The organism is Streptomyces sp. NPDC002795 (genome assembly GCF_042888725.1).
Lineage (GTDB): Bacteria > Actinomycetota > Actinomycetes > Streptomycetales > Streptomycetaceae > Streptomyces.
The window spans coordinates 95,573-122,198 of the sequence record NZ_JBIAQB010000016.1 but is presented as its reverse complement, the minus strand read 5'-3'; the positions used below and the strand labels follow the sequence as shown (position 1 = coordinate 122,198).

The window sequence follows — 26,626 nt, the reverse complement described above, 5'->3', positions numbered from 1 at the left end:
CCGTACTGCGCACCGGCCCACCGGGGTACCCTCCCCGCATGCCGCACCGGAACCGCACGGACGACCGCGCCGTCACCATCGGCCCCCTGGACCTGCGCAGCCGTGTCGACGAGGCGCTCGCCGTGCAGGCATACGCGTTCGGGCTCAGCGACGACGAGATCGCGGTCCGCCGGCAGATCGTGCTGCGGCACATCACGTACCCCGGTGCCCGCGCCCTCGGCGCCACGACCGACACCGGCCGTCTCGTCGGGTTCGTCTACGGGATGCCGAACGACCGCACGCACTGGTGGTCCACCGTCGTCGAGCCGTATCTGCGGGCCCGCGAAGAGGACCACTGGCTCGACGACTCCTTCGTGATCACGGAGCTGCACGTGCACCCCGGCTACCAGAACCGCGGCATCGGCCGCACGCTCATCACGGCGATCACCGACGGCGCCACGCAGCCCGGCTCGATCCTCTCCGCGATCGACTTCGACAGCCCGGCCCGCGGCCTCTACCACTCGCTCGGCTACGAGGACCTGGCCCGCCAGGTGCTGTTCCCGAGCGCCCCGAGGCCGTACGCGGTGATGGGTGCGCCGCTGCCGCTGAGGCGTAATCCGTAACCGATTTCCGGCCTTGCCCGCGGCCCGGCTAACCTCCTGACATCAGCCTTTCGTCGCAGGAGTCAAGAATCATGGCCAAGGTCCAGGTCCAGCGCATGTCCCGATTGATGGTCAAGACACTGCGCGACGACCCGGCGGACGCCGAGGTCCTCAGCCACAAGCTGCTGGTCCGCGCCGGTTTCGTGCGCCGCACCGCCGCCGGTGTCTGGTCCTGGCTGCCGCTCGGCCGGCGGGTCTACGCGAACGTCGAGCGCGTCGTCCGCGAGGAGATGGACGCCATCGGCGGCCAGGAGGTCCTGCTGCCCGCGCTCCTGCCCAAGGAGCCCTACGAGGCGACCGGGCGCTGGGAGGAGTACGGCGCCGAGCTGTTCCGCCTCCAGGACCGCAAGGGCGGCGACTACCTGCTCGGCCCCACCCACGAGGAGATCTTCACCCAGCTGGTCAAGGACCAGTGCACGTCCTACAAGGACCTGCCGGTGATCCTCTACCAGATCCAGACGAAGTACCGCGACGAGGCCCGCCCCCGCGCCGGCATCCTGCGCGGCCGCGAGTTCCAGATGAAGGACTCGTACTCCTTCGACCTGACCGACGAGGGGCTCGCCGAGTCGTACGCCCTGCACCGCGCCGCGTACCAGCGCGTCTTCGAGCGCCTCGGCCTCGACTACCGGATCTGCGCCGCGACCGCGGGCGCCATGGGCGGCTCGAAGTCGGAGGAGTTCCTGGCCCCGGCCGCAGCCGGCGAGGACACCTTCGCGGACTGCCCGCACTGCGAGTACGCGGCGAACACCGAGGCGGTCGGCTTCGCCGTGAAGGCGGTCGACGCGGAGGGCGTGCCCGCGCTCGTCGAGGTCCCCACCCCCGACACCCCGACCATCGAGACGCTCGCCGCGTACATGGAGGTCCCGGCGTCGGCCACGCTCAAGAACCTCCTCGTGAAGGTCGACGGCGAGATCGTCGCCGTCGGCGTCCCCGGCGACCGCGAGGTCGACATGGGCAAGGTCGAGGCGCACTTCGCCCCGGCCGCCGTCGAGCTGGTCACCGGCGAGGACTTCGAGGGCCGCGACGACCTCGTACGTGGCTACGTCGGGCCGCAGGGCCTGGAGAAGGTCACGTACATCGCCGACCCGCGCGTCGCCCCCGGCACGGCGTGGATCACCGGTGCGAACAAGGACGGCGTGCACGCGAAGAACGTCGTCGCGGGCCGTGACTTCGAGGTCTCCGAGTACGTCGACGTGGTCGTCGTCCAGGAAGGCGACCCCTGCCCCAACTGCGGCACCGGCCTCAAGCTGGACCGCGCCATCGAGATCGGCCACATCTTCCAGCTCGGCCGCAAGTACGCCGACGCGTTCCAGCTCGACGTCCTCGGACAGAACGGCAAGCCGGTCCGCGTCACCATGGGCTCGTACGGCATCGGCGTCTCGCGTGCCGTCGCGGCCCTCGCCGAGCAGCACGCCGACGACAAGGGCCTGATCTGGCCGGAGGAGATCGCCCCGGCCGACGTGCACGTGGTCGCCGCGGGCAAGGCCCTCCAGACGGAGCTGGCCCTGGAGGTCTCGGACAAGCTGGCGGCCGCCGGTGTGCGTGTCCTGGTCGACGACCGTCCGGGCATCTCGCCCGGCGTGAAATTCACCGACTCCGAGCTGATCGGTGTCCCGAAGATCCTGGTCGCGGGTCGCCGCAGCGCCGACGGCGTCGTGGAACTGAAGGACCGCCGCACCGGCGAACGCGAGGAACTCACGGTCGCCGAGGCGGTCGCCCGCCTCACAGATTGAGCCCCTGCGGCGATTGAGCAGCGGGGTCCGGGGCAGAGCCCCGCGGCCCCGGCCCCGGCCCACCGGTACCTACCGGTATCGCCCGCCCCGACCGGAGGTCACAGCCACCCCGCGAACTCCAACAAGTTCTCGCCATCCTGGTGCCGCCCCACGCGCAGTGCCCGCGCACCGGATTCCACCGCCCGGAAGAGCGTCCAGCCCCGCAGCCGATCCTGGTCGACCTCCAGGGACTCCGCGAGCTTCTTCACCCGGCGGCGGGTGATGGCCGGGCCCGAAGGCGAGCCGATCAGATCCTCCACCCGGTCGCGGACCAGCCGCGCCAGGTCGAACGCGGTCTCGCCGACGACCGGGTCGGGGCCGACCGCCAGCCACGGCATCCGCTCCCCGGACAGCACCTTGGACTGCCGGAACGTACCGTGCAGCAAACGGAGTTCGGGCGGCGAGGACACCAGCTCGTCCCGCGTCCCGAGCGCCGCGTCGATCAGCGGCGCCACGTCGGGGAACGACTCCACCGTCGCCCGCATCGCGACCGCCTGGCGGCCCGTGCGCTCCGGAACGGTCTCGCAGTTGCGCCCCTCCGGCGGGTCCACCCACAGGCGGCGCAGCGTGCCCGCCGCCTCCAGGAGCGCCTTCGCCTCCGGCAGCGTACGGACGGAGATCTCCGCGTGGAGGCGTTCCAGGAGGAGCGCGCCGTCGTTCACGCCCGGGTCCAGCAGGCGCACCGCGCCGAAGCCGTCCCAGTGCGTCAGCGCCGCACGCTCCGCCTCCGGACGGAACCGTTCGGGCGCCAGCTTCAGGATCGCCGGCGAGCCGTCCGCCCTGCGGACGTGGGCGACCAGGCTGCTGCGGCCCCCGGGCACATGCACCCGCTCCACCGTCACATCGCGCCGCGCCGCCGCCTCGTCGAGCAGCGCGCCGACCCGGTCGAGCCACGCCGACGCCCCGTCGTCACGCACCTCGCCGAGCGCGTTCACAAGACGCGGAGGCGGTTCGAATGCCATGCGCGGGGATGCCATGCGCGGGGTTTTCCTTCCAGATCTGCCTACGTGCTGGGGTCCTCCGGCGGGGACGACGACGCGGACGGCGCCGCGGCCCGTTCGGAGAGCCCAGGGAAGGCTACGCTGCCGCCGCCCCACCGCACGGCACGGACCGCCGCCTCGCGGAGCGCGTCGGCAGCGCTCCGGCGCCGTTCACCGCTCGCCGCCCGTACGAGATCCGAGTAGACGCCCGCGACCCTGCTCTCGATGTCCGCGGCGAGCCGTGCCGCGGCCGACGCGTCGGGTACCGGGAACGGCAGCGCGTACGCCCCCGCGGATTCCTCGGGATTGCCGCCCAAGTCGCGCACCGTGCGCCGCAGTTCGTCACGGTGGGCGCGGTGCGCGTCGTAGGCGTCCCTGGCCCGGCTCCTGCGGTCCTCGCCGATCCGGCCGCCGACCACTCCGTAGCCGTACACCGCCGCGTGCTCGGCGCGCAGCGCCGCCTGCACCGCCGCGAGCAGTTCGTTCTCGCTCATTCCTGTCCGTCCTCCGACAGCAGATACGCGTGCCCTGCCCCGGCCGCCGCCACCGACGCGAGCAGCCGCGCCAGCTCGCCGGGGGCGTCCACGAGCGCGGACATCCGGCGGTCCGAGAGCCGCTGCTCGGCCACCGAGAGCGCCTTGAGGATGTCCTTCTCGGAGGCCGGCGCCGCGGCCGACTTCCTGCCCGGGGGAGCTGCCGCGCCCGACGACCTCTGCTTCCCGCCGAACGCCTTCACATGCCGCTCGACCTCGGCCCGCAGCGGGTTCAGCCGCTCCGCGAGCGCCGGCCGGGCCGACACGGCCCGGTCGTACTGGCCAAGGAGGTCCGCGCTCTCTTGCGCCGCCTGCGACCGCAGCCGCTTCTCCTGTGCGGCGGCGGGCGCCCCGCTGCCACCGTCGGCGCCGTCCTCGGCGTCCGAGCAGCCGGTCAGCAGCGCGGCCCCGGCGAGCGAGACGAGCAGAGTCCTACGACGTGGCCCGGAGCGGGCGAGAGGGAGCATCGGCACGGCAGGCGTCCTCAGGGGGCGAAGAGGCGGGAGGGGAGAGGGCTTTCAGGGAGCGGCTCCTTGATCGGAACTGATCAGGTCTGATCAAGAGGGAGTGGCCGTGATCACCGTACCGCCGCCCTTGCACGGGTGGACGGCAACACCCCCCTGGACCGGATACCCTTTGACCTGACGCGCAAGGAAAGTCAGTAACCACAACAGCACACGCGGCCGAGGAGTCACCCGGATGAGCACCACCCAGAACGAGAGGCTGCGGGAACTACTGGAACCGCTCGTCACCTCACAGGGGCTCGAACTCGAAGAGATCGAAGTGGCCTCGGTCGGACGCAAGCGTGTGCTGCGCGTCGTCGTCGACTCCGACGAGGGCGCCGATCTGGACGTGATCGCCGATGTGAGCCGCGCGCTCTCGGCGAAGCTCGACGAGACCGACGCGATGGGCGCGGGCGAGTACGAACTCGAGGTCGGAACGCCGGGCGCCGAGCGACTCCTCACCGAGCACCGCCACTACGTCCGCGCGACGGACCGCCTCGTGAAGTTCCAGCTGACCTCCGAAGACGGGGAATCCGAGCTGGTCGCGCGCATCATCAAGGTCGACGACGACGGCCTCGACCTGGAAGTACCGGGAGTGAAGGGGCGCAAGCCCACCTCCCGACGGCTCGACTTCACGGACATCGCCAAGGCGCGGGTCCAGGTCGAGTTCAACCGCAAGAACAAGAACGACGACGACAGCGACGACAACGACGTTCAGGAAGAGGAGGCGTAGCCATGGACATCGACATGAGTGCCCTGCGGGGGCTGGTCCGGGAGAAGGAGATCTCCTTCGATCTGCTGGTCGAGGCGATCGAGTCGGCTCTCCTCATCGCCTACCACCGCACCGACGGAAGCTTCCGCCACGCGCGCGTGCGGCTCGACCGCGAGAGCGGCCACGTGACGGTCTGGGCCAAGGAGGACCCGTCGGACCTCGAAGAGGGCCAGGAGCCCCGCGAGTTCGACGACACCCCTGACGACTTCGGCCGGATCGCCGCGAGCACCGCGAAGCAGGTCATCCTGCAGCGGCTGCGCGACGCCCAGGACGACGCGACGCTCGGCGAGTACGCGGGCCGCGAGGGCGACATCGTGATGGGCCAGGTCCAGCAGGGCCGCGACCCGAAGAACGTGCTGGTCGACATCGGCAAGCTGGAGGCCATCCTGCCGGTGCAGGAGCAGGTTCCCGGCGAGGAGTACCCGCACGGCCTGCGGCTGCGCTCGTACGTCGTGCGCGTCGCCAAGGGCGTCCGCGGCCCCTCCGTGACCCTGTCCCGTACGCACCCGAACCTCGTGAAGAAGCTCTTCTCGCTCGAGGTGCCGGAGATCGCCGACGGCAGCGTCGAGATCTGTGCCATCGCGCGCGAGGCGGGACACCGCTCGAAGATCGCCGTGCGCTCCACCCGGAGCGGGCTCAACGCCAAGGGCGCCTGCATCGGCCCGATGGGCGGGCGTGTGCGCAATGTCATGGGCGAGCTCAACGGCGAGAAGATCGACATCGTCGACTGGTCCGAGGACCCGGCCGAGATGGTGGCCAACGCGCTGTCCCCGGCCCGCGTCTCCAAGGTCGAGATCGTGGACCTCGCGGCCCGCTCGGCCCGCGTGACCGTGCCCGATTACCAGCTCTCCCTTGCCATCGGCAAGGAGGGTCAGAACGCCCGGCTCGCGGCCCGGCTCACCGGCTGGCGCATCGACATCCGCCCGGACACCGAGCAGGACGGCTCCTCCGAGGACGCTCCCGAAGGGGAATAAATCCGAGCGCTCAGCGCTTGGATCACGACAGTATGTGACGAGCCGGCCGTTCGATCCTTACCCCAAAGGGGTGGGGTCGGTACGGGGAGGTAGACTTAAGAGTGTCTGGTCGGACGCATGCCCGCGCATGCCCTGAGCGAACCTGCGTGGGATGCCGGGAGCGAGCGGCCAAGAGCGAACTGCTGCGGATCGTGGTGATCGAGGGCCAATGCGTCCCCGATGATCGCGGTACGCTGCCCGGCCGGGGTGCGTACGTGCATCCCGCCCTGGCCTGTCTTGACCTGGCGGTCCGCCGCCGGGCGTTTCAGAGGGCTTATCGGGCCCCTGGACCGTTCGACACGGCGGCCCTGCGCCACCGCGTCGAGCAGGCGACACCGTAAGAAGCGCCGTACGGAACCCCCGTGCGGCCCTGGTACCCCGCGAGTTGGAAGTAGGTCGAGATTGCGATGAGCACTCGATGAGCACGCGATGAGTACGCCCATGAAGTAGCGACGGTCCGGCGTAACCCGGACCTAAAAGGAGCGAAGTGGCTAAGGTCCGGGTATACGAGCTCGCCAAGGAGTTCGGCGTAGAGAGCAAGGTCGTCATGGCCAAGCTCCAAGAACTCGGTGAGTTCGTGCGTTCGGCGTCCTCGACCATCGAGGCGCCGGTAGTACGCAAGTTGACTGACGCCCTGAATCAGGGCACCAACGGCGCGGCCAAGAAGCCCGCCGCCAAGAAGGACGCGCCCGCGAAGCCCGCGGCGCCGCGTCCCACCCCCTCTCCCGCGCAGGCCGCCAAGCCTGCCGCCCCGCGTCCGGGCCCGGCTGCGCCGAAGCCCGCAGCGGAGCCGGTCGTGGAGAAGCCCGCCGCGGAGAAGCCCGCCGCCCCGGCCGCTCCGGCGGCCCCGGGTCCGCGGCCGACGCCCGGCCCCAAGCCGGCGCCGAAGCCCGCTTCCCCGGCGCCCAGCACGCCGGAGTTCCAGGCTCCCGCCGCTTCGCAGGCCCCCGCGGCCCCGAAGCCCGCCGGCCAGGCCGCTCCGCGTCCCGGCGCCCCGAAGCCCGGTGGCCGTCCGGCCCCCGGTCAGGACCGTGGCCAGGCCCAGGGTCAGGGCCAGGGTGGCCAGCGCGGTGACCGTGGCGACCGTCAGGGCGCCCCGCGTCCTGGTGGCCAGGGCCAGCGTCCCGGTGGCGCGCGTCCCTCGGGTCCGCGTCCGGGCAACAACCCCTTCACCTCTGGTGGCTCCACCGGCATGGCGCGCCCGCAGGCGCCCCGTCCGGGCGGCGCACCGCGTCCCGGCGGCCAGGGTGCCCCGGGCGGTCCGCGCCCGCAGGGCGGCGGCCAGGGTGCCCCCCGTCCGCAGGGCCAGGGCGGCAACCGTCCGAGCCCGGGCAACATGCCCCGTCCGCAGGCCGGCGGCGCCGGTGCGGCCGGTCCGCGTCCCGGTGGTGGCGGTAACCGTCCGAACCCCGGCATGATGCCGCAGCGTCCGGCCGCGGGCAGCCCGCGTCCCGGTGGTGGCCCCGGCGGTGGCCGTGGTCCCGGTGGCGGCGGCGGTCGTCCCGGTGGTGGCGGCGGCGGTCGTCCCGGCTTCGCCGGTCGTCCGGCCGGTCCCGGTGGCGGTGGCGGTTTCGCCGGTCGTCCCGGTGGCGGTGGCGGTTTCGCCGGTCGTCCCGGTGGTGGCGGCGGTTTCGCCGGTCGTCCCGGTGGCGGTCGTCCGGGTGGTCCCGGTGCCCGTGGTGGCACGCAGGGCGCCTTCGGTCGTCCCGGCGGTCCGGCGCGTCGCGGTCGCAAGTCGAAGCGGCAGAGGCGCCAGGAGTACGAGGCCATGCAGGCCCCGTCGGTCGGCGGCGTGATGCTGCCTCGCGGCAACGGCGCCACGGTGCGTCTGTCGCGCGGTGCTTCGCTCACCGACTTCGCGGAGAAGATCAACGCCAACCCGGCGTCGCTCGTCGCGGTCATGCTGAACCTCGGCGAGATGGTCACGGCCACGCAGTCCGTCACCGACGAGACGCTGCAGCTTCTCGGCGACGAGATGAACTACGCGGTCGAGATCGTCTCCCCCGAGGAGGAGGACCGCGAGCTGCTCGGGTCCTTCGACATCGAGTTCGGCGAGGACGAGGGCGGCGAAGAGGCCCTCATGGCGCGTCCGCCGGTCGTGACCGTCATGGGTCACGTCGACCACGGTAAGACGCGACTGCTCGACGCGATCCGCAAGACCAACGTCATCGCGGGCGAGGCCGGCGGCATCACCCAGCACATCGGTGCCTACCAGGTCGCGACCGAGGTCAATGGCGAGGACCGCGCCATCACCTTCATCGACACCCCGGGCCACGAGGCGTTCACCGCCATGCGTGCCCGTGGTGCGAAGTCGACCGACATCGCGATCCTCGTGGTCGCGGCGAACGACGGCGTCATGCCGCAGACGATCGAGGCGCTCAACCACGCCAAGGCCGCTGAGGTCCCGATCGTCGTCGCGGTCAACAAGATCGACGTCGAGGGTGCCGACCCGACCAAGGTGCGCGGTCAGCTGACCGAGTACGGCCTCGTGGCCGAGGAGTACGGCGGCGAGACCATGTTCGTCGACATCTCCGCCAAGCAGGGCGAGAACATCGACTCCCTGCTCGAGGCCGTGGTCCTGACCGCGGACGCCTCGCTCGACCTGCGGGCCAACCCCGAGCAGGACGCGCAGGGTATTGCGATCGAGGCCCACCTCGACAAGGGCCGCGGTGCCGTCGCGACCGTCCTCGTCCAGCGAGGCACGCTCCGTGTCGGCGACACGCTGGTCGCGGGCGACGCCTACGGCCGTGTCCGTGCGCTCCTCGACGACAAGGGCGAGAACGTGCAGGAGGCCGGTCCCGCGACTCCGGTCCTCGTGCTCGGTCTCACCAACGTCCCGGGTGCGGGCGACAACTTCCTGGTGGTCGACGAGGACCGTACGGCCCGTCAGATCGCCGAGAAGCGTGCCGCCCGTGAGCGGAACGCGGCCTTCGCCAAGCGCGTGCGCCGTGTCTCCCTGGAGGACCTGGACAAGGTGCTCAAGGCCGGCGAGGTCCAGCAGCTCAACCTCATCATCAAGGGTGACGCTTCTGGTTCCGTCGAGGCTCTCGAGTCCTCCCTGCTCCAGCTGGACGTCGGCGAAGAGGTCGACATCCGCGTCCTGCACCGCGGCGTCGGTGCGGTCACGGAGTCGGACATCGACCTGGCCATGGGCTCGGACGCCATCGTCATCGGCTTCAACGTCCGTGCGGCCGGTCGTGCCGCGCAGATGGCCGAGCGCGAGGGTGTCGACGTCCGGTACTACTCGGTGATCTACCAGGCCATCGAGGAGATCGAGGCGGCCCTCAAGGGCATGCTCAAGCCGGAGTACGAAGAGGTCGAGCTCGGCACGGCGGAGATCCGCGAGGTCTTCAAGTCGTCCAAGCTGGGCAACATCGCGGGTGTTCTCATCCGCTCCGGCGAGGTCAAGCGCAACACGAAGGCGCGACTCCTGCGCGACAACAAGGTCATCGCGGAGAGCCTCAACATCGTGGGCCTGCGTCGCTTCAAGGACGACGTCACCGAGATCCGCGAAGGGTTCGAGGGCGGTATCAACCTCGGCAACTTCAACGACATCAAGATCGACGACGTCATCGCGACGTACGAGATGCGCGAGAAGCCGCGCGTCTGAGCTTGATACGCGACTGGGGCCGGTCGACGGGACTAAATCCCGTCGATCGGCCCCGGCCGTTGCGTGTACCGTTCCCGTATCGGTGGCCGGAAGCGGTCGCCCATACGACCCCGGACCGGCGGGACATCCGGACACACATGTATGTGGGGACTCTGTCCTTCGACCTGCTCCTCGGCGACGTCCACTCGCTGAAGGAGAAACGCTCCCTCGTCCGTCCCATCGTGGCCGAGCTGCACCGCAAGTACGCGGTGAGCGTCGCGGAGACGGGCAACCAGAATCTCCATCGCAGGGCCGAGATCGGGCTCGCGGTGGTTTCCGGGGACACCGGCCACCTGATCGACGTACTGGACCGCTGTGAGCGGCTCGTCGCCGGGCGGCCCGAGGTGGAACTGCTCTCGGTTCGACGCAGGATCCACAGTGGCGACGACTGACGCAGACTGAAGCAACAAGCAAGTAAGCACTTAAAAGGAGACGGACCAGTGGCCGACAACGCGCGCGCCAAGAGGCTGGCGGACCTCATTCGAGAGGTGGTGGCCCAGAAGCTGCAGCGTGGGATCAAGGACCCGCGGGTCGGCTCCCACATCACCATCACCGACACCCGTGTGACGGGCGACCTCCGGGAAGCGACCGTCTTCTACACGGTGTACGGGGGCGACGAGGAGCGGGCCGAGGCGGCCGCCGGTCTGGAGAGCGCCAAGGGCGTCCTGCGCTCGGCGGTCGGCCAGGCGGCCGGTGTGAAGTTCACGCCGACCCTGACCTTCGTCGCGGACGCCCTGCCGGAGAACGCCCGGACCATCGAGGACCTCCTCGACCGGGCCCGGCAGTCCGACGAGAAGGTGCGCGAGGTATCCGCCGGCGCCGACTTCGCCGGCGGGGCGGACCCGTACAGGAAGCCGGAGGACGACGACGCCGACGACGCCCCTGAGAAGGACGGCGAAGCCTGAGCATGTCCGACCGCACCCCTCCGCCCGACGGGCTTGTCATCGTCGACAAGCCGTCGGGCTTCACTTCGCACGACGTCGTGGCCAAGATGCGCGGGATCGCCAAGACCCGCAAGGTCGGCCACGCGGGCACCCTCGACCCGATGGCGACGGGGGTGCTCGTGCTCGGCGTCGAGCGCGCCACGAAGCTCCTCGGCCATCTCGCGCTGACCGAGAAGGAGTACCTGGGCACGATCAGGCTCGGGCAGAACACCCTCACGGACGACGCGGAGGGGGAGCTCATCTCGTCCACCGACGCGTCCGGGGTCGGGCGCGAGGCCATCGACGCGGGCATCGCCAAGCTGAGCGGCGACATCATGCAGGTGCCGTCGAAGGTCAGCGCCATCAAGATCAACGGTGTCCGCAGCTACAAGCGGGCCCGCGAGGGCGAGGAGTTCGAGATCCCGGCGCGCCCGGTCAAGATCTCGTCCTTCGCCGTGTACGACGTCCGGGACGCGGTCGCGGAGGACGGCACGCCGGTCCTCGACCTGGTCGTGTCCGTCGTCTGCTCGTCCGGTACGTACATCAGGGCGCTCGCCCGTGACCTGGGCGCCGGGCTCGGTGTCGGCGGGCATCTGACGGCACTTCGGCGCACGCGCGTCGGCCCGTACAAGCTCGACTCGGCGCGCACCCTGGACCAGCTCCAGGAGTCGCTGACCGTGATGCCGGTGGCCGATGCGGCCGCCGCCGCGTTCCCGCGCTGGGACGTCGACGGGCGCCGCGGGAAGCTGCTGCTCAACGGCGTACGCCTGGAGGTGCCCGAGGAGTACGCGGGCGCGGGTCCCGTCGCCGTGTTCGGGCCCGACGGGCAGTTCCTCGCTCTGGTCGAGGAGTCCAAGGGGAAGGCGAAGAGCCTGGCCGTGTTCGGCTGAGGCCCTGGCGCCATGGATTTCGGTGGAGCGGCGGGTTCCGGTCTCTGGGTGGCCGCCGCTCCACGCCCCCCTCTCAAGGGTCTGTCCAGCGAGCCCGTTGACTTCACCCGTTCGGGCGGGCGCTCGGAGTGAACAGGGGGAGCGCAAGGGGGCGCGTTCGTCTCTGACGCTGTCCTGCTGATCACCGCGCGCCTACCGTCGAGGCACGGGGCGTGGGCGGAGAACGGCGGGAGGGTCGCGTCATGGTGGACCCGCCGCTGGTACGGATCACCGATCTGGCCGGGCGGCCGCGCGGTGCGGGCTTCGCGGCGGACGACCGGGGGACGGTCGTCACCGGCCACGAGGTGGTGAGCGGGCTCGGGCGCCTGCTGGTGCACGGGCCGGGCGGTGCGAGCTGTGTGGTGGAGCCCGGGTCGATCGTCGAACTGCCCGAAGCGAACCTGGCGTTGCTGCGCACGGAGGGGCTCGGCGCGGTGCCGCTGCCGGTGGCCGCCTCGGGGCCGCCGCCGGCCGGGGCGTATGTCCGGATCCCCGCGGGCGGATGGCGCGAGGCGCGCGTCCTGGGGCGCTCGCCGGTCGCGTATGTGGCCGGGGGCCGCAGTCACCTGTTGGACGGGGTCCTGGAGCTGGCCGTCGGCACGGACGGGGCGGACGCGCTGCGCGTCGGCGGTGGGGCCGCGGGCGGTCCTGTGCTCGACGCCGGTTCGGGGGCGGTGGTCGCGGTGCTCGGTACGGCGCTGCGGGCCGGGCACCGGGCGGCCGGGTTCGCGATGCCGCTGCGGGCGGCGGTGGCCGCGGGCGGGCGGGGGCCGCTCGCCGCATTGCTCGCGCGCAATGCCGCGGCCGTGCCCGCGTACGGGGACGATCTGAATCTCGGTGGCGTGTTGCAGCTGGCCGGGATCTCGGTGGGCAGCGACGGGCCGGGGAGCGAGGGGCCCGATCCGGTCGAACGGCCCGACCTGGTGCGGGAGTTGGACGCCTTTACGTCGGGTGCGGATGGCGAGGCGCGGGTGCTGGCCCTCGTCGGGGAACCGGGGAGCGGGCGGACCACGGAACTCGCCGCGTTCGCCGAGCGGCGGGCCAAGGGGGATGCCGCCGCGCCCACGGTGTGGCTGCGGGGCGCGGACCTGAGCGAGGACGACGCGTCGGTGGCGCAGGCCGTGGGGCGGGCGCTCGCGCGGGCGGGCCGGATCGTGGCGGCGTCGCGGGAGGAGGCGCCCGCGAGGGACGTGGGGGACATCTCCGCCGAGCGGATCGCCGAGGTCGCCCGGGAGACCGGGCGGCCGCTCGTGCTGCTGCTCGACGGGCCCGAGGAGATGCCGCCCGTGCTCGCGCACCGCCTGAGTGCCTGGTCGCGGGGGACCGAGCGGTGGCTCGCGGCGTGCGGAGTGCGGTTGGTGGTGGCGTGCCGTGCCGAGTTCTGGGAGCAGGCGGGCGCGCTGTTCGGCGGGGACGTGCTGTACGGGCCGGCGGCCGTGGGGCCGTCGGCGCTGCCTCCGTGCGTATGGATCGGGGACCTTGCCGGGGAGGCGGCGCGGCGGGCGCGGGAGCGGCTCGGTGTGCCGGAGGGGGCGCTCGCGGAGCGGGAGGCCGGGCATCCGCTGTCGTTGCGGTTGCTGAGCGAGGTGCGGGCGGCGCTGCCCGGAGGCGTGTCCGGGTGTCCCGGCAGGGACGAGATCTTCGGGGCGTATCTGGACCTGATGTGCCTGCGCGTGGCGGTCCGGCTGGCCGCGCCTTCGGGGGTACGGGGGAGTGGGGTGCGCAGGCTGGCGGCGCGGGTGGCCGGGCAGGTGCATGAGGCCGCGCGGCGCAGTCTTGGGCCGGGGCAGGGGGAGTTGGACCGGGAGTCGTTCGAGGAGCTGTTTCCGTGGGGGGCGCGGGACGGGGTGTCCGGGTGGGCGTCGGCGGTGCTGACGGAGGGGGTGCTGGTGCCCGCGGGGGGTGGGTTCCGGTTCGCGCACGAGGAGGTCGCGGACTGGATCCAGGGGATGCATCTTGATGTGGACGGGGCGTTGGAGGCGCTGGTGTTCCGGCGGCAGGGGGACGGTTTCCCTGTTCCGCGGCATCGGGCGGGGCCCGTGGTGCGGGCGCTCCTCTTCCTGGAACGGGTGGGATGCGTCGAACTGGAGGCGCGCTTGCGGGAGTTGCTGCCGTGGGCTTTGCCGGGGCCGGGGCCTGACGCGGGTGCAGGCTGCACCGGTGGCCGCCTTGCCCACCCCGCCGCCCAAGGCGGCAGATTGCCCAAGGCTCGGTGGGCGAATCAAGCCTCTCCGGCGTTTGAGGAGCGGGGTCCGGGGCGGAGCCCCGAGGCGGGGGAGGCGGAAGCGCAGTGGTGGGGGGTGGAGTTGGTGAGGGAGGTATTGGTGCGGGTGCCGGACGCGGGGGCGTACCCCGAGGTGCTCGAGACGCTCGCGGAGCGAGGTGGCTTCGGCGGGGAGTTCTGGATGCGGATCGCCGTGGCCGACGACACCCGCTTCGAGCTGCTGCGGCGGGCCGTGGTGCATGACGCGGGCGAGGCCGGTGGCCGGTGTCTGGATGTCGTCGCGGAGGCGCTCGCCGCCGAGCCGCGGCGCGTGCAGCGCAGGCTGACGCGATGGTTCGACGACGAGCGGGCGCTGCCCGCCCTGCCCGATGCCACCGTCGCCGATGCCGCTCAGGCGCTGCTCCACACCCACCGCCACCGTGACCTCGACGATCTGATCGAGGCCCTCGTCGAGTGCGCTCATCCGCGCGCCGACGAGCTGCTGGCCACCTTGGCCGATGAGGAGCCGTCCGCCTTGTGCCGGGCCGTCGACCGATGGGCCCACGACGAGCGGCCCGAGCGGCGCGGCGCCGCCGCCGCGTACGCCGTGCGGGTCGCGCCGCGGGTCGAGGACGCGGCCGACCGGGAGTCGCTGCGGTATGCCGCCTTCGCGCTGCTGGAGCGGCCCTCCGACCGGGCGCTGCACGGCGCCGCGCTCGCCCTCCTCGTACGGGACCCGGATTCCCGGCCGGCCTACCTGGCGCGGGCGCTTGAGCGGTTCGCGGCGGGCGACGCGCAGTTGCCCGCCGACGCGCTCGTCCCGGCCGTGGCCACCCACCCGGAGCCCGTGTTCGCGGCGTTCCAGGCACGGCTGCGGGAGCCCGGGCCCGGCCTCGGTGACATCCTGCGGACCCTCGCCGAGCTGACCGGACCCGCTCACACCCGGCGCGCCGCCGCGCTCGTGAGGGAGCTCGCGGAGGACTGGCCGGACGCTGCGGCCGGGCACGTGGCGACGTTCGTCGACCGGTGTCTGGAGCACGGGGACGGTGCGCGGGCCGTGATGTACCCGCTGGTCGTGGGTCTTGTGTCGGAGCGGCCCCCGGTCGTGCGGAGCGCCCTGGCACGGGTGCTCGCCGCGCCCGGCACGACCGCGTCGCGCGCACTGCGGGCCGAGCTGCTCGACGTACTGCTGGAAGAGGAGCGGGACCCCGTCGTGCTCGGCGCGCTGCTGTGCGCCGCCGCGCGGGACGCGGCGCGGCGCGGGCAGGCCAGGACGCGGGACCTGGTGCACCGGACGGGCATGCTGCTGGTGCGTACGCCGGAAGGGGCATCCCGCTTCGACCGGCTGCTCGTGGAGCTCGCGCGGTCCGTGCCCGGCTTCGCGGGCCTGGTGGCCGGGTGGCTGGCGGGGGCGCCCCGCGAGTGGGCGGCGCTCGTCGGGCCGAGCTCCCGGCGCATGATCGAGAACGTGGCCGTGGTGCGGGTACCCGCATAGCGTCGCGGGCCCGCCCGATGCGAAGCGCGGGCGGGCGGCATGGCACTCTTAGACCTGCGTATCCGGTAGAGAGACGCAACGGTCTAGACGGTCGGACTCAGGTTTGCGAGGGGCAATCACCGTGCAGCGCTGGCGTGGCTTGGAGGACATCCCCCAGGACTGGGGGCGCAGCGTCGTCACCATCGGGTCCTACGACGGGGTGCATCGCGGGCACCAGCTGATCATCGGGCGGGCCGTGGAGCGGGCGCGTGAGCTCGGCATCCCGGCCGTCGTCGTCACCTTCGACCCGCACCCCAGCGAGGTCGTGCGCCCTGGCTCGCACCCGCCGCTGCTCGCCCCGCACCACCGGCGCGCCGAACTGATGGCCGAGCTCGGCGTGGACGCGGTGCTGATCCTGCCGTTCACCACCGAGTTCTCGAAGCTGTCGCCCGCCGAATTCGTGGCGAAGGTGCTCGTCGACAAGCTGCACGCGCGCGTGGTCGTCGAGGGCCCCAACTTCCGCTTCGGGCACAAGGCCGCGGGCAATGTCGACTTCCTGGCCGAGCAGGGACAGACGTACGACTTCGCGGTCGAGGTCGTGGACCTGTACGTCAGCGGGTCGGCGGGGGACGGTCAGCCGTTCTCCTCCACGCTGACCCGGCGGCTCGTCGCCGAGGGCGATGTGCTGGGCGCCGCCGAGATCCTCGGCCGTCCGCACCGCGTCGAGGGCGTCGTCGTGCGCGGCGCGCAGCGCGGGCGCGAGCTCGGCTTCCCGACCGCCAACGTGGAGACGCTCCCGCACACCGCGATCCCGGCCGACGGGGTCTACGCGGGTTGGCTGTACGTGAACGACGAGGCGATGCCCGCGGCGATCTCCGTCGGCACGAACCCGCAGTTCGACGGGACGGAGCGCACGGTCGAGGCCTACGCCATCGACCGCGTCGGCCTCGATCTTTACGGCCTGCATGTGGCCGTGGAGTTCGTGGCGTTCGTGCGCGGGATGGCCAAGTTCGAGTCGCTCGACGAACTCGTCGCCGCGATCGCGGACGACGTGAAGCAGGCGCGTGAGCTCATCGAGGCGTCCAAGGCCTGAACCGCCCTGGGGTGACCCAGGTCACATTCTGGTCTGTCACATCGGGGCGGGGCGCTCCGTCGTAGTGGTGTCACCACTTATGACGGAGTGCGAAGGAGCCCCTCATGGAACCGCGACTCGACCTCTTCACCAACCCGGTCATCGGCAAGATGCTCAAGCACGTCATCGCGGCGGGCAGGGCCGCCGAGGGCTCGGGCGTACCGACGCCCACGCTGAACCTGGTCATGATCCGCGCCAGCCAGATCAACGGCTGCTCGGGCTGTCTGGACATGCACGTCAAGGACGCCGCCGCGGCCGGTGAGACGGCGGTCCGGCTCGCCCTCGTCGCCGCCTGGCGCGAGGCCAAGGTCTTCACCGAGCCCGAGAAGGCCGCCCTGGAACTGACCGAGGCGGGCACCCGCATCGCGGACAGCGCCGGGGTGTCCGACGAGGTGTGGGAGAAGGCCGCCAAGCACTACGACGAGGCGCAGCTCGGTGCGCTGGTCGGCTGCATCGCCATGATCAACACGTTCAACCGGTTCAACGTGATGACCCAGCAGCCGGCGGGCGACTACGTGCCCGGCATGTACAACTGAGCCGTCTTCGGACACACGCGTGAAGGCCCGGCTCCGGGGGGGGAGCCGGGCCTTCATCGTTCCCGGGCCGTGCTACTCGGCCGCGGCCCTCGCCGTCGCCCAATGGCACGCCACCTGTGACGTGGCGGCCCCCGTCAGCACCGGAAGGTCCACCGTCCGGCACGCGTCGGCGACCCCCGTCTCGTCCGCCCGGCCGTCCGCCAGGACCTGGCAGCGGGCGTGGAAGCGGCAGCCGCCGGGGATCCGGGACGGGTCCGGGGGCTCACCCGTGAGGACCACCGGTTCGCCCGGCGCCTCCGGGAGCACCGACAACAGGGCCTGGGTGTACGGGTGTTGGGGAGAAGTCAGCACGTCCTCCACCCTGCCCGTCTCCACGATGCGGCCCAGGTACATCACCGCCACCCGGTCCGCGATGTTCCACGCGAGGCCGAGGTCGTGGGTGACGACGAGCGCGGACAGGCCCAGCTCGTCCCGCAGACGCAGCAACAGGGCGAGGATCTCGCCCCGTACGGACGCGTCCAGGGACGCCACCGGCTCGTCCGCGACGATCAGCTCCGGGTCGAGGACCAGCGCGCCCGCGATGACCACGCGCTGGCGCTGGCCGCCCGACAGCTCGTGCGGATAGCGCAGGAAGAAGCGCTCCGGAGGACGAAGTCCCGCGCGGGACAGGGCATTCGTGACCGCCTCCCCTTCGTCGCCCGCGTAGCCGTGGATGCGCAGGCCCTCGGCGACCGCGTCGTACACCGTGTGCCGGGGGTTCAGGGAGCCGCTCGGGTCCTGGAGGACCAACTGGACGCGCTTGCGGTACGACTTGAGCGCCTTCGAGGCGTAGGCCAGCGGCTTGCCCGCGAACGTGACCCGGCCCTTCGTCGGCTTCTCCAGGCCGAGCAGGGTGCGCGCCAGGCTCGTCTTGCCGCAGCCGGACTCGCCGACGAGCGCCACGATCTCGCCCGGCGCGATGTCCAGATCGACGCCGTCCACGGCCCGCGCCTCGGCGGCTCCGCGCCGGCCGGGGAACGTGACGTGCAGCTGGTCGGCGTTGAGCAGCGTTTCTGTCATGCCGTGGTGCTCCTTGCTTCGACTGCCGTCGCGGCGACCTCGTCGGATCCCACGTGGACGCACGCCGCCCGCCGCTCGGGGCCCGCGATCCGCAGTACCTGGTCCTCGCTCGCGCACACGTCGAGCGCCACCGGGCAGCGCGGGTGGAACGTGCAGCCGGACGGCAGCGCCGACGGGTCCGGCGGGTCGCCGGGCAGGCCGCGCGGCGCGAACCGGGAGGCCGGGTCGCCGATCGTCGGGAATGCCGCCGACAGCGCCTTCGCGTACGGGTGCACCGCACCCTCGTAGACCTGGAGGGCCGGGCCCTCCTCGACGACGCGGCCCGCGTACATCACCGCGAGCCGGTCGCAGGTGTCGGAGAGGACCGCCAGGTCGTGGCTGATCATGATGAGGCCGAGGTTCTCCTCCGCCACCAACTGCTCGATCAGGCGCAGGATCTGGGCCTGGATCATGACGTCGAGGGCCGTCGTCGGCTCGTCGGCGATGATCAGGTCCGGCTCGCAGGCGAGCGCCATCGCGATCATCACGCGCTGGCGCTGGCCGCCCGAGAGCTCGTGCGGGTAGGCGTTCGCGCGGGCGGCCGGGAGACCTACGTGTTCGAGGAGTTCACCGACCTTGATCTTCGCGCCCTCCTGCGTCGCCTTCTTGTGCAGGAGGAGGGGTTCGGCGATCTGGTCACCGATGCGGTGCACCGCGTTGAGCGAGTGCATCGCGCCCTGGAAGACGATCGAGGCGCCCGCCCAGCGGACGGCCCGCACCCGTCCCCACTTCATGGTGAGGATGTCCTCGCCGTTCAGCAGGATCTCGCCGGTGACCTTGGCGTCCTTGGGGAGCAGACGCAGGAGCGCGAGCGCCAGTGTGGACTTTCCGCAGCCGGACTCGCCCGCGATGCCGAGCTTCTGGCCCGCCTCCACGGACAGGTTCACGCCGCGGACGGCCCGCGCCCCGCCGGCGTAAGTCACTTCCAGATTCCGTACCTCAAGCAGTGTCCGAGACTGAGTCATGAGCGCACCCCCAGCTTCGGGTTGAGGACGGATTCGACCGCGCGGCCGCACAGGGTGAAGGAGAGCGCGACGATGGCGATGGCGATGCCGGGCGGGGCCAGGTACCACCAGTCGCCGGCGCTGACCGCGCCCGCCTCGCGCGCGTCCTGGAGCATGCCGCCCCAGGACGTGACCGTCGGGTCGGACAGGCCGAGGAACGCGAGGGTCGCCTCGGTCAGGATCGCCGAGGAGATGATCATCGTGGTCTGGGCGAGGACCAGCGGCATCACGTTCGGCAGCACGTGCCGGGTCATGACGTGACCGTGGCTGCCGCCGAGCGCACGCGCCCGCTCGATGTACGGGCGTGCCTCGACCGAGAGGGTCTGGGCGCGCACCAGGCGCGCGGTCGTCGGCCAGGTCGTCACGCCGATCGCGATGATCACGGTCCACATCGAGCGGTCCATGACGGTCGCCAGCGCGATGGCCAGGACCAGCGTCGGCATGACGAGGAACCAGTCGGTGACGCGCATCAGGACCGTCGAGTACCAGCCGCGGAAGTGGCCCGCGATGATGCCGATGACGGTGCCGATCGCCACGCACAGGAACGCCGCGAGCAGCCCCACGGTGAGCGAGACGCGCGCCCCGTACACCACGAGGGCGAGCACGCTGCGGCCGAACTGGTCGGTCCCCAGCGGGAATTCACCGCTCGGCCCCTCCAGCGGGCCACCGGGTGCGTCGGTCACGCTCTGCGCGTCCGAGCCGACCAGGGCCGGCGCGAAGATCGCGATCAGGGCGATCAGGATCAGCAGGCCGAGGCCCCACAGGCCGCTGCGGTGCGCGCGGTAGGACCGCCAGAAGCGGGCCAGGGACTGGCGCTTGCGGGCGCGCGCGAGGGAGCGCGCGCTGGGCACCTTCGGTGTCTTCGTGGGCGCGGTCCCGGTTTCGGTGTCGGTCGTCGTCATCGGCCCACCCTCGGGTCGAGCAGCGGATAGAGGATGTCGGCGAGGGTGTTCGCGAGGATCACCGCGGTGGCGAAGACGAAGAACAGGCCCTGGACGAGCGGGAGATCGGGCACGAACAGGGCCGAGTAGAACAGGCCGCCGAGGCCCGGCCAGGAGAAGACCGTCTCGACGAGGATCTGCCCGGCGACGACGTGCCCGAGGTTCACGAACATCAGCGTGAACGTCGGCAGCATCGCGTTCGGCACCGCGTGCTTGCGGCGCACCAGGTCGTCCTTGAGCCCCTTGGCGCGCGCGGTCGTCAGATAGTCGCTGCCCATCTCGTCCAGCAGCGAGGAGCGCATGACGAGGAGCGTCTGCGCGTAGCCGACCGCGACCAGGGTGATCACCGGGAGGATCAGATGGTGCGCGACATCGAGGATGTACGCGAACCCGGTCTCGCCGCCCGATTCGAGGCCGCCCGTCGGGAACATGCCGGGGATCGGCCCGATGCCGACGGCGAACACGATGATGAGGAGCAGGCCCAGCCAGAACGACGGTACGGAGTACAGGGTCAGCGCGAAGGCCGTGTTGAAGCGGTCGCTCCTCGACCCGTTGCGCCAGGCCGTACGCGTGCCGAGCCAGATGCCGAGCGCCGAGTACAGGACGTACGCGGTGCCCGTGAGCAGCAGCGTCGCCGGGAGCGCGTCGAGGATCTTGTCCATGACCGGGGTGTGGAACTGGTACGAGATCCCGAAGTCACCGGAGAGCGCGTCCCCGATGTACGACGTGAACTGCTTCCACATCGGCTGGTCGAGGCCGTACTGATGGCGCAGGTTCTCGAGCTGCTCTGTGGAGACCTTGCGGCCGCCGGTCATCTGCTTGACCGGGTCGGACGGGATGAGCCGGAACAGGAAGAAGCTGGTCACGAGGACGGCGAAGAGCGAGACGATCGCGCCGCCGATCTTCGCGGCCGCGTACTGGACGTACGCCTTGGTGTTGCGGGCCCGGGGGCCGCGGGCGGCCGGCGGCGCCCCGGCCGAAGCCGGGTCGCCGTCCGTACCGCCCGCGGGCTGCACGAGCGCCGGAGTGCTGTCAGCTGTCATGGTTCACATGTCTTCTTACTCGCGTAGCTGTGCGTCGCCTACTCGCGGTCGTCCGCCGTCGTGCGCCGCCGCCGTGCGAAGAGCACTCCGCCGCCGATGACGACGAGCGCCGCGACCACGATGCCGATCACGATGCCGGTGGAGCTGGACGAACCGCTGTCCTCGCTGTCGGACGCGGACGCGGGTTCGGCCGACCACCAGCTCCAATACCCGTCCTGGCCGTAGATGTTGCCGGCCGCGGTGGGCATCGTCTGGACCGACTTGATCTGGTCGGTGCGGTAGGCCTCGACCGCGTTCGGGTACGCCATGACGTTCATGTAGCCGGAGTCGTAGAGCCAGGACTCCATCTTCTTCACGGTGTCCGCGCGCTTGGCCGGGTCGTACTCGGCGAGCTGCTGGTTGTAGAGCTTGTCGTAGGTCTTGTCGCAGATGCCGTTGTCGGTCTGCGCGACCTCCTTCGGCTTGCTCGGCAGAGCGGCGCAGGTGTGGATGCCCAGGACGAAGTCCGGGTCCGGGTTCACCGACCAGCCGTCGAAGGCGAGGTCGTACTCACCGGCGTACCAGGGCACGGAGACGTCGTCGACGCAGTTGAGCTTGAGGCCGATGCCGATCTCGCCCCACCACTCCTTGAGGTACTTGCCGACCGCCTTGTCGTTTGGGTCGGTGGCGTGGCACAGCATGCGCAGGTTGATCGGCTTGCCGTCCTTGCCGACGCGCTTGCCGGCCTTCATCTTGTAGCCCGCGTCGTCGAGCATCTTGCCCGCGGCCTGCGGGTCGTAGCCCAGCCGCTGGTCGTCCGAAGGCTGCCAGTAGTAGTCCTGGAAGCGCGGCGGGATGTAGCCCTGGCCGCGCACGGCGTGGCCCTGGAAGACCTTGTCGACGATCGCCTTGGTGTCGACGGACTTGAAGAGGGCCTGGCGGAAGTCCTGGTCGAGCAGCGCCGGGTTGCCGTCACCGAACTTCTTGCCGCTCTTGGTCTTCCAGCCGGGGTTCACCGCGATCGCGTAGAAGCGGCGGCCGGGCCCTTCGTTGACCTTGATGTTGTCCTCGCCCTTGAGGGACGCCGCTTGGGCGGGCGTCAGGGCGGGGGAGCCGGCAACGAAGGAGACCTCGCCCTTGCGCAGGGCGGCGACCGCGGCGTCCTGGTCCTTGTACGTCTTGAAGACGATGTTGTCGAACTGCGGCGTCTTCGTCTTGCGCCAGAACTCCGGGTTGCGCTTCAGCTTCACGGACTGGTCGGTCTTGTAGCCGGTGACGACGTACGGACCGTTCCCGACGATCGGGAAGTCCTTGTCGTTGTTGAACTTCGAGTAGTCCTTGACGTCCTTCCAGATGTGCTCGGGCACGATCGGGATGTCGAGGGACGTCATCGTCGCCTGGGGCTTCTTCAGCTCGACGACGAGCTTGGTGTCGCTGGGCGCCGTGACCTTCTTGAAGTTGCCGACGAACGAGCCGTTGGCGGTCGCCGCGGCGTCGTCCGACATCATCTTGTTGAAGGTGAAGGCGGCGTCGTGGGCGGTGGCCTTCTGGCCGTCGGACCACTTCGAGTTGGAGCGGATGGTGTACGTCCACGTCAGCTTGTCGGCCGAGGGCTTCCACTCGGTGGCGAAACCCGGGACGACGTGGTTGTCCTTCGGGTCGTAATTGGTCAGGTACTCGTACATCAGACGGTGGATGCTCGTACTGACCAGGCGGGTCGCCAGGAACGGGCTCAGCGAGTCGACGCTCTGCGCGACGGCGACGGTGAGGGTCTTCTTCTTGCCGCTGTCGGCCTTGGCCGCGGCGTTGCCGCTCGCCTTCGCCTCGGCCTGCTGCGGCGCCGGGTTGAGCGGCGTGGCGAGACCTGCCGTCAGCGTGAACGCCGCGGCGCCGGACGCGAGGAGTATCCGCACTCCGCGCCGTGGTGGGCGGGCCCTTCTGTGGTCCATGTCTTGCTGAGCTGGTGTGTCCATCGGCGGTGACCTCGCGCATCGCTCGCACAGCTGGGCTGGATCTGAGTTTTCAGGTCGATTGAAGTGTTGGTTTATCAGCGGCAGTTGAGGAACGTCAACGGTGGGTGAACCCCATGTGGCCTGCGGAAATAACGAGTTGACCTGCATTTCACGCACATTGGTCGAGACCTCTGATGCTGTGCAGGCCAGGGGATGGCACCCGTATGGGTGCAGGATGGGCGAAAGGCCCGCACCGGTGTTCGACGGGTGCGGGCCCTTGGCTTGTACGTATTTACCTATGCACCTATGCACCTATGTACGTGTGCGCGTGGGGGCTACTGCTGCGGTGGTGGTGGCAGCTGGGTGCGGCTGAAGCCCTCGGCGACCATCGCGGAGAGGTCGAAGTACGCCTCCCGCACCTTGGGGCGCATCATGTCGAGGTCGACCTCGGCGCCCGCCGCCAGGTGCTCGTCGAAGGGGATGACGATTACGCCGCGGCAACGGGTCCTGAAGTGGCCGACAATGTCGTCCACTTTGATCATCTTGCCGGTGTCGCGGACGCCGGAGATGACGGTGAGGGAGCGCCGGACGAGTTCGGTGTAACCGTGCGCGGACAGCCAGTCGAGGGTGGTGCTGGCGCTGCTCGCGCCGTCGACGGACGGTGTTGAGATGATGATCAACTGGTCGGCGAGGTCCAGGACTCCGCGCATCGCGGAGTACAGCAGGCCCGTCCCGGAGTCGGTCAGGACGATCGGGTAGTGCCGGCCGAGTACGTCGATCGCGCGGCGGTAGTCCTCGTCGTCGAACGTCGACGAGACCTCCGGTTCCACGTCGTTGGCGATGATCTCCAGGCCGGAGGGGGTCTGGGAGGTGTACTGCCGGATGTCGGTGTACGAGTGCAGGTGCGGGATGTTCTGCACCAGGTCGCGGATGGTGGCGCCGGTCTCGCGGCGGACCCGTCGGCCGAGGGTGCCGGCGTCCGGGTTGGCGTCGATGGCGAGGATCTTGTCCTGGCGTTCGGAGGCGAGCGTCGAGCCGAGGGCCGTCGTGGTGGTCGTCTTGCCGACGCCGCCCTTGAGGCTGATCACGGCGATCCGGTAGCAGGACGAGACCGGGGTGCGGATGAGGTTCAGCTTCCGCTGACGCTCCTCCTCTTCCTTCTTCCCCCCGAACTTGAACCGTCCGCCATTGGCGCTGGGCGCTTTGCTCCGCTGCTTCTGCCGCTTGCTGTTGACCAGCCGATCCGCCGACAGTTCGACGGCGGCGGTGTAGCCGAGGGGGGCGTTGGTGTCTTGGGGGTGTGGGTGGTGCGGCTGGTTGGTCGGTGCGGGGTGCTGCCAGGCGGTGCCGGGGGCGGGGTAGCCGTGTGGGGGGTGGGCTTGGGCTTGGGCCTGCGGCTGGGCGGGTGGGTGTGGTTGGGCGGGGTGGGGCGAGGTGTAGGCGGCTGGGGGTGTGGGGGTGGTGGGCGGTTGGCCCTGGGGGGATGGTGCCGGTTGGGCTGGGGGCGGGGGGAAGCCGTTGCCGGGGTGTGGGGTGGAGGACGGTTGGCCCTGGGGTGGCGGGGCTGGTTGGGCTGCGGGCGGGGGGAAGCCGTAACCGGGGTGCGGGGTGGAGGGGGTGGGTGCGAGTGGGCCCGGGTGGTTCTGGGGCGGTGCTGCGGGTTGAGCGGCGGGCGACGGGTAGCCGTAGGCGGGCTGTGGGGTGGGTGTGGGTGCGGGTGCGGGTGCGGGTGTGGCGGGGTGGCTCGGGGTTGGGTGTGTTGGGGGTTGTGGTTGGTCCGGCCGGGGGGATCCGTAACTGGCGTGTGTCGTGGGGGTGTTGGGTGGCGGGCCTTGGGGTGGCGGGGCCGGTTGGGCTGAAGGCTGGGGGTAGCCGTAACCGGGCTGTGGTGTGGGTGTGGCGGCGTGGGGCTGTGGTTGGCCTGGGAGGGGGTATCCGTAACTGGCGGGTGGCGTGGGGGTGTTGGGCAGTTGGCTCTGGGGTTGCGGCGCCGGTTGGGCTGAGGGGTGGGTGAAGTTGGTGTTGGGTGCCGGCGTGGGCTGGGGGAAGCCGTAGGCGGGTGCGGCGAGTGGCTGGTGGCCCGGGGGCGGAGGCTGCGGGGGCCCGTAACCCGCCTGTGGGGTGGGTCGGCTGTGGGGCGGTGGTTGCGGAGGGCCGTATTCGTCTTGCGGTGGCACGGGTCGGCCCTCGGCCGGTGGTGCCGACTGGGCGGGTGGCTGCGGGAAGCCGTATGCGGCCTGGGGCTGTGCGGGCGGGGTGTTCGGGGCTGCCAGGGGCGGTTGAACGGGCGCCGGGTCGGTCCACTGCGGGGCCGCGGCCGGCGCGGCGGGCTGGAACGACGGCGGCAGCGGCGGAACCCCGCCGGCCGGAGGGGGCGGGGGAGCCCAGCCCGCCGGAGCGGGGGGTGCGTTGCCGGGGGCCGGGGCGCCCGCAGGGTTGCTGGGAGTTGGGGGCGCTGGGGCTGTCGGTGCAGCTTGTGGTGCCGCGGGGGCGGGGGTGGGTGCCGGGAGTTGTGCCGCGGTCTGAGTGGGAGCGGGAGCTGCTGGTGCCGTGGGGGCAGGGGGCGCCGGGGCGTATGCGGCGGGATCGGGGGTGGGTGCCGGGGTGTCAGCACTGGGGCCGGGGTTGGGTGCCGGGAGTTGTGCCGCGGTCTGGGCGAGAGCAGGGGCTGTTGGTGCCGTGGGGGCAGGGGGTGCCGGGGCGTCAGCACTGGGGCCGGGGTTGGGTGCCGTTGGCCCCGCCGCGGTCTGGGCGAGAGCAGCCGCTGGCGGGGCGTATGCGGTGGGATCGGCAGCAGGTGCCGCTGGCGTCGCCGTGGTCGCGGTGGGATCGGGAGCAGGTGCCGCTGGCGTCGCCGTGGTCGCGGTGGGATCGGGAGCAGGTGCCGTCGGCCTCGCCGCGGGCTCGGTAGGAGTGGTGGCCGGCGGAGGCGTCTGGGGTGCCGCGGGAGCAGTCGGCGGGGGATCCGCGGCGGAACCGTGGGCGGGCACCGCGCCGGTCTCCTCGGTGGCCGGTGCCGCGAGGGGGAAGCCGGCATCGGTCGGCTTCGCGCGGGCGCCCTCCGTATCGATGTCGACGTGCACCCGGTGGGCGTCGACCCACGCGCGCGCCCGGTCCTCCGGGGACGTGGGCGGCTCCCCGAGCGCCGCGAGCTCCTCGAAGTTCCGCTTCAGCGAGGGCGCGGAGAAGCGCAGGGTGGTCCCACTCTCCAGATCCCCGGTGTCCGGCCCCCGGCCCTCGCCGACAGGCGCTCCCGCCGCACCGACTGGATCGGCCGGAGTCGCCGTAGGCGCCTCGCTCCTCGAACTCGCCCGCTCGTACCAGGGCGGAGGCGCGTAGTCGATCGTGAACTCGCCCGTCCGTTCGGCATTGGGCCCCGCGCCTGACGGCTCACCGGCGGGTGACCCGCCGCCCCCGCGGACATCGTCCCGATCGCTGCTCACAATGCCTCCTGGTGTGGTCGAGCACCGGCGTGCCTCCCCCCGCCCCCCTGGACGTACGCGCGGGAACACAGGACACGTCCCGTCCCAGACTAATCACCGAAACCGC

At 71.4% G+C, this 26,626-nt stretch carries 21 protein-coding genes and 2 pseudogenes; 13 read left to right on the top strand and 10 right to left on the bottom strand.

Annotated elements, in window-relative coordinates; all coding sequences use genetic code 11:
• Positions 1-38: 38 nt before the first annotated feature.
• Both ACFYWS_RS36435 and ACFYWS_RS36430 read left to right on the top strand, forming a co-directional pair.
• Complete coding sequence (locus ACFYWS_RS36435; RefSeq protein WP_389283634.1) at positions 39-602, top strand: GNAT family N-acetyltransferase; 564 nt, start codon at positions 39-41, stop codon at positions 600-602.
• A 71-nt stretch (positions 603-673) separates the two neighbouring features.
• Positions 674-2,374, top strand: coding sequence for a proline--tRNA ligase (locus tag ACFYWS_RS36430; RefSeq protein WP_389283632.1), 1,701 nt, complete (start codon positions 674-676; stop codon positions 2,372-2,374).
• A 98-nt stretch (positions 2,375-2,472) separates the two neighbouring features.
• On the opposite strand, the gene ACFYWS_RS36425 is transcribed toward ACFYWS_RS36430, so the two are convergent.
• From ACFYWS_RS36425 to ACFYWS_RS36415, 3 genes are read right to left on the bottom strand one after another with little or no spacing between them, the layout of a single operon-like run.
• Positions 2,473-3,375 (bottom strand): aminoglycoside phosphotransferase family protein, encoded by a 903-nt coding sequence (locus ACFYWS_RS36425; protein ID WP_389283705.1) that lies wholly within the window; start codon positions 3,373-3,375, stop codon positions 2,473-2,475.
• A gap of 41 nt (positions 3,376-3,416) precedes the next feature.
• Positions 3,417-3,887, bottom strand: a complete 471-nt coding sequence (locus ACFYWS_RS36420; protein ID WP_389283630.1) for a ferritin-like domain-containing protein — start codon at positions 3,885-3,887, stop codon at positions 3,417-3,419.
• The gene (locus ACFYWS_RS36415) at positions 3,884-4,393 is read right to left on the bottom strand and encodes a hypothetical protein (RefSeq protein ID WP_389283704.1); all 510 of its coding nucleotides are present in this window, start codon (positions 4,391-4,393) and stop codon (positions 3,884-3,886) included. Before ACFYWS_RS36415 ends, ACFYWS_RS36420 begins: the two co-directional genes overlap by 4 nt.
• 232 nt (positions 4,394-4,625) lie before the next feature.
• Between ACFYWS_RS36415 and rimP the strand changes: the two genes are divergently transcribed.
• The 10 genes from rimP (at position 4,626) to ACFYWS_RS36365 (ending at position 17,060) form a co-directional block, all read left to right on the top strand.
• Positions 4,626-5,162, top strand: coding sequence for a ribosome maturation factor RimP (rimP, locus tag ACFYWS_RS36410; protein WP_389283628.1), 537 nt, complete (start codon positions 4,626-4,628; stop codon positions 5,160-5,162).
• Between the two features lie 2 nt (positions 5,163-5,164).
• Positions 5,165-6,175, top strand: a complete 1,011-nt coding sequence (nusA, locus tag ACFYWS_RS36405) for a transcription termination factor NusA (RefSeq protein ID WP_389283626.1) — start codon at positions 5,165-5,167, stop codon at positions 6,173-6,175.
• Positions 6,176-6,276: 101 nt separating this feature from the next.
• The gene (locus ACFYWS_RS36400; RefSeq protein ID WP_266714798.1) at positions 6,277-6,555 is read left to right on the top strand and encodes a YlxR family protein; all 279 of its coding nucleotides are present in this window, start codon (positions 6,277-6,279) and stop codon (positions 6,553-6,555) included.
• A gap of 146 nt (positions 6,556-6,701) precedes the next feature.
• Entirely contained in the window at positions 6,702-9,824 is a 3,123-nt protein-coding gene (gene infB / locus ACFYWS_RS36395) for a translation initiation factor IF-2 (RefSeq protein WP_389283624.1), read from the top strand.
• Between the two features lie 137 nt (positions 9,825-9,961).
• Positions 9,962-10,255: a DUF503 domain-containing protein gene (locus ACFYWS_RS36390; protein WP_389283622.1), complete on the top strand. Its 294-nt coding sequence runs from the start codon at positions 9,962-9,964 to the stop codon at positions 10,253-10,255.
• Positions 10,256-10,303: 48 nt separating this feature from the next.
• Positions 10,304-10,768: a 30S ribosome-binding factor RbfA gene (rbfA, locus tag ACFYWS_RS36385; protein ID WP_389283621.1), complete on the top strand. Its 465-nt coding sequence runs from the start codon at positions 10,304-10,306 to the stop codon at positions 10,766-10,768.
• Positions 10,769-10,770: 2 nt separating this feature from the next.
• Positions 10,771-11,676 (top strand): tRNA pseudouridine(55) synthase TruB, encoded by a 906-nt coding sequence (truB, locus tag ACFYWS_RS36380; RefSeq protein WP_389283619.1) that lies wholly within the window; start codon positions 10,771-10,773, stop codon positions 11,674-11,676.
• Between the two features lie 242 nt (positions 11,677-11,918).
• The gene (locus ACFYWS_RS36375) at positions 11,919-15,413 is read left to right on the top strand and encodes a serine protease (RefSeq protein ID WP_389283617.1); all 3,495 of its coding nucleotides are present in this window, start codon (positions 11,919-11,921) and stop codon (positions 15,411-15,413) included.
• A 121-nt stretch (positions 15,414-15,534) separates the two neighbouring features.
• Entirely contained in the window at positions 15,535-16,485 is a 951-nt protein-coding gene (locus ACFYWS_RS36370) for a bifunctional riboflavin kinase/FAD synthetase (RefSeq protein ID WP_389283616.1), read from the top strand.
• A 104-nt stretch (positions 16,486-16,589) separates the two neighbouring features.
• Positions 16,590-17,060 (top strand): carboxymuconolactone decarboxylase family protein, encoded by a 471-nt coding sequence (locus tag ACFYWS_RS36365; RefSeq protein ID WP_389283614.1) that lies wholly within the window; start codon positions 16,590-16,592, stop codon positions 17,058-17,060.
• A gap of 72 nt (positions 17,061-17,132) precedes the next feature.
• On the opposite strand, the gene ACFYWS_RS36360 is transcribed toward ACFYWS_RS36365, so the two are convergent.
• The 6 genes and pseudogenes from ACFYWS_RS36360 to ACFYWS_RS36335 form a co-directional block, all read right to left on the bottom strand.
• Positions 17,133-18,119, bottom strand: a complete 987-nt coding sequence (locus tag ACFYWS_RS36360; protein ID WP_389283612.1) for an oligopeptide/dipeptide ABC transporter ATP-binding protein — start codon at positions 18,117-18,119, stop codon at positions 17,133-17,135.
• Complete coding sequence (locus tag ACFYWS_RS36355; RefSeq protein WP_389283611.1) at positions 18,116-19,123, bottom strand: ABC transporter ATP-binding protein; 1,008 nt, start codon at positions 19,121-19,123, stop codon at positions 18,116-18,118. The genes ACFYWS_RS36360 and ACFYWS_RS36355 overlap by 4 nt, the downstream gene beginning before the upstream one ends.
• The gene (locus tag ACFYWS_RS36350) at positions 19,120-20,064 is read right to left on the bottom strand and encodes an ABC transporter permease (RefSeq protein WP_389283610.1); all 945 of its coding nucleotides are present in this window, start codon (positions 20,062-20,064) and stop codon (positions 19,120-19,122) included. The genes ACFYWS_RS36355 and ACFYWS_RS36350 overlap by 4 nt, the downstream gene beginning before the upstream one ends.
• Positions 20,061-21,146, bottom strand: a complete 1,086-nt coding sequence (locus ACFYWS_RS36345; protein ID WP_389283608.1) for an ABC transporter permease — start codon at positions 21,144-21,146, stop codon at positions 20,061-20,063. Before ACFYWS_RS36345 ends, ACFYWS_RS36350 begins: the two co-directional genes overlap by 4 nt.
• A gap of 38 nt (positions 21,147-21,184) precedes the next feature.
• Positions 21,185-23,074, bottom strand: a complete 1,890-nt coding sequence (locus ACFYWS_RS36340) for an ABC transporter substrate-binding protein (RefSeq protein ID WP_389283607.1) — start codon at positions 23,072-23,074, stop codon at positions 21,185-21,187.
• Positions 23,075-23,436: 362 nt separating this feature from the next.
• Positions 23,437-24,849: pseudogene (locus ACFYWS_RS36335) on the bottom strand (MinD/ParA family protein); the annotation flags it as partial.
• A 1,084-nt stretch (positions 24,850-25,933) separates the two neighbouring features.
• Here ACFYWS_RS36335 and ACFYWS_RS36330 point away from each other — a divergent pair.
• Positions 25,934-26,416, top strand: coding sequence for a hypothetical protein (locus ACFYWS_RS36330; protein ID WP_389283707.1), 483 nt, complete (start codon positions 25,934-25,936; stop codon positions 26,414-26,416).
• A 26-nt stretch (positions 26,417-26,442) separates the two neighbouring features.
• Here the strand turns inward: ACFYWS_RS36330 and ACFYWS_RS36325 are convergent.
• Positions 26,443-26,520 (bottom strand): annotated as a pseudogene (locus ACFYWS_RS36325) (hypothetical protein); the annotation flags it as partial.
• Positions 26,521-26,626: the final 106 nt, after the last annotated feature.

Excerpts from the sequence above, each read along its gene's own strand:
- ACFYWS_RS36435 (WP_389283634.1), top strand. The coding sequence starts at position 39 with ATGCCGCACCGGAACCGCACGGACGACCGCGCCGTCACCATCGGCCCC.
- ACFYWS_RS36430 (WP_389283632.1), top strand. The coding sequence starts at position 674 with ATGGCCAAGGTCCAGGTCCAGCGCATGTCCCGATTGATGGTCAAGACA.
- ACFYWS_RS36425 (WP_389283705.1), bottom strand. The coding sequence starts at position 3,375 with ATGGCATTCGAACCGCCTCCGCGTCTTGTGAACGCGCTCGGCGAGGTG.
- ACFYWS_RS36420 (WP_389283630.1), bottom strand. The coding sequence starts at position 3,887 with ATGAGCGAGAACGAACTGCTCGCGGCGGTGCAGGCGGCGCTGCGCGCC.
- ACFYWS_RS36415 (WP_389283704.1), bottom strand. The coding sequence starts at position 4,393 with ATGCTCCCTCTCGCCCGCTCCGGGCCACGTCGTAGGACTCTGCTCGTC.
- rimP (WP_389283628.1), top strand. The coding sequence starts at position 4,626 with ATGAGCACCACCCAGAACGAGAGGCTGCGGGAACTACTGGAACCGCTC.
- nusA (WP_389283626.1), top strand. The coding sequence starts at position 5,165 with ATGGACATCGACATGAGTGCCCTGCGGGGGCTGGTCCGGGAGAAGGAG.
- ACFYWS_RS36390 (WP_389283622.1), top strand. The coding sequence starts at position 9,962 with ATGTATGTGGGGACTCTGTCCTTCGACCTGCTCCTCGGCGACGTCCAC.
- truB (WP_389283619.1), top strand. The coding sequence starts at position 10,771 with ATGTCCGACCGCACCCCTCCGCCCGACGGGCTTGTCATCGTCGACAAG.
- ACFYWS_RS36375 (WP_389283617.1), top strand. The coding sequence starts at position 11,919 with ATGGTGGACCCGCCGCTGGTACGGATCACCGATCTGGCCGGGCGGCCG.
- ACFYWS_RS36365 (WP_389283614.1), top strand. The coding sequence starts at position 16,590 with ATGGAACCGCGACTCGACCTCTTCACCAACCCGGTCATCGGCAAGATG.
- ACFYWS_RS36360 (WP_389283612.1), bottom strand. The coding sequence starts at position 18,119 with ATGACAGAAACGCTGCTCAACGCCGACCAGCTGCACGTCACGTTCCCC.
- ACFYWS_RS36355 (WP_389283611.1), bottom strand. The coding sequence starts at position 19,123 with ATGACTCAGTCTCGGACACTGCTTGAGGTACGGAATCTGGAAGTGACT.
- ACFYWS_RS36350 (WP_389283610.1), bottom strand. The coding sequence starts at position 20,064 with ATGACGACGACCGACACCGAAACCGGGACCGCGCCCACGAAGACACCG.
- ACFYWS_RS36345 (WP_389283608.1), bottom strand. The coding sequence starts at position 21,146 with ATGACAGCTGACAGCACTCCGGCGCTCGTGCAGCCCGCGGGCGGTACG.
- ACFYWS_RS36340 (WP_389283607.1), bottom strand. The coding sequence starts at position 23,074 with ATGGACCACAGAAGGGCCCGCCCACCACGGCGCGGAGTGCGGATACTC.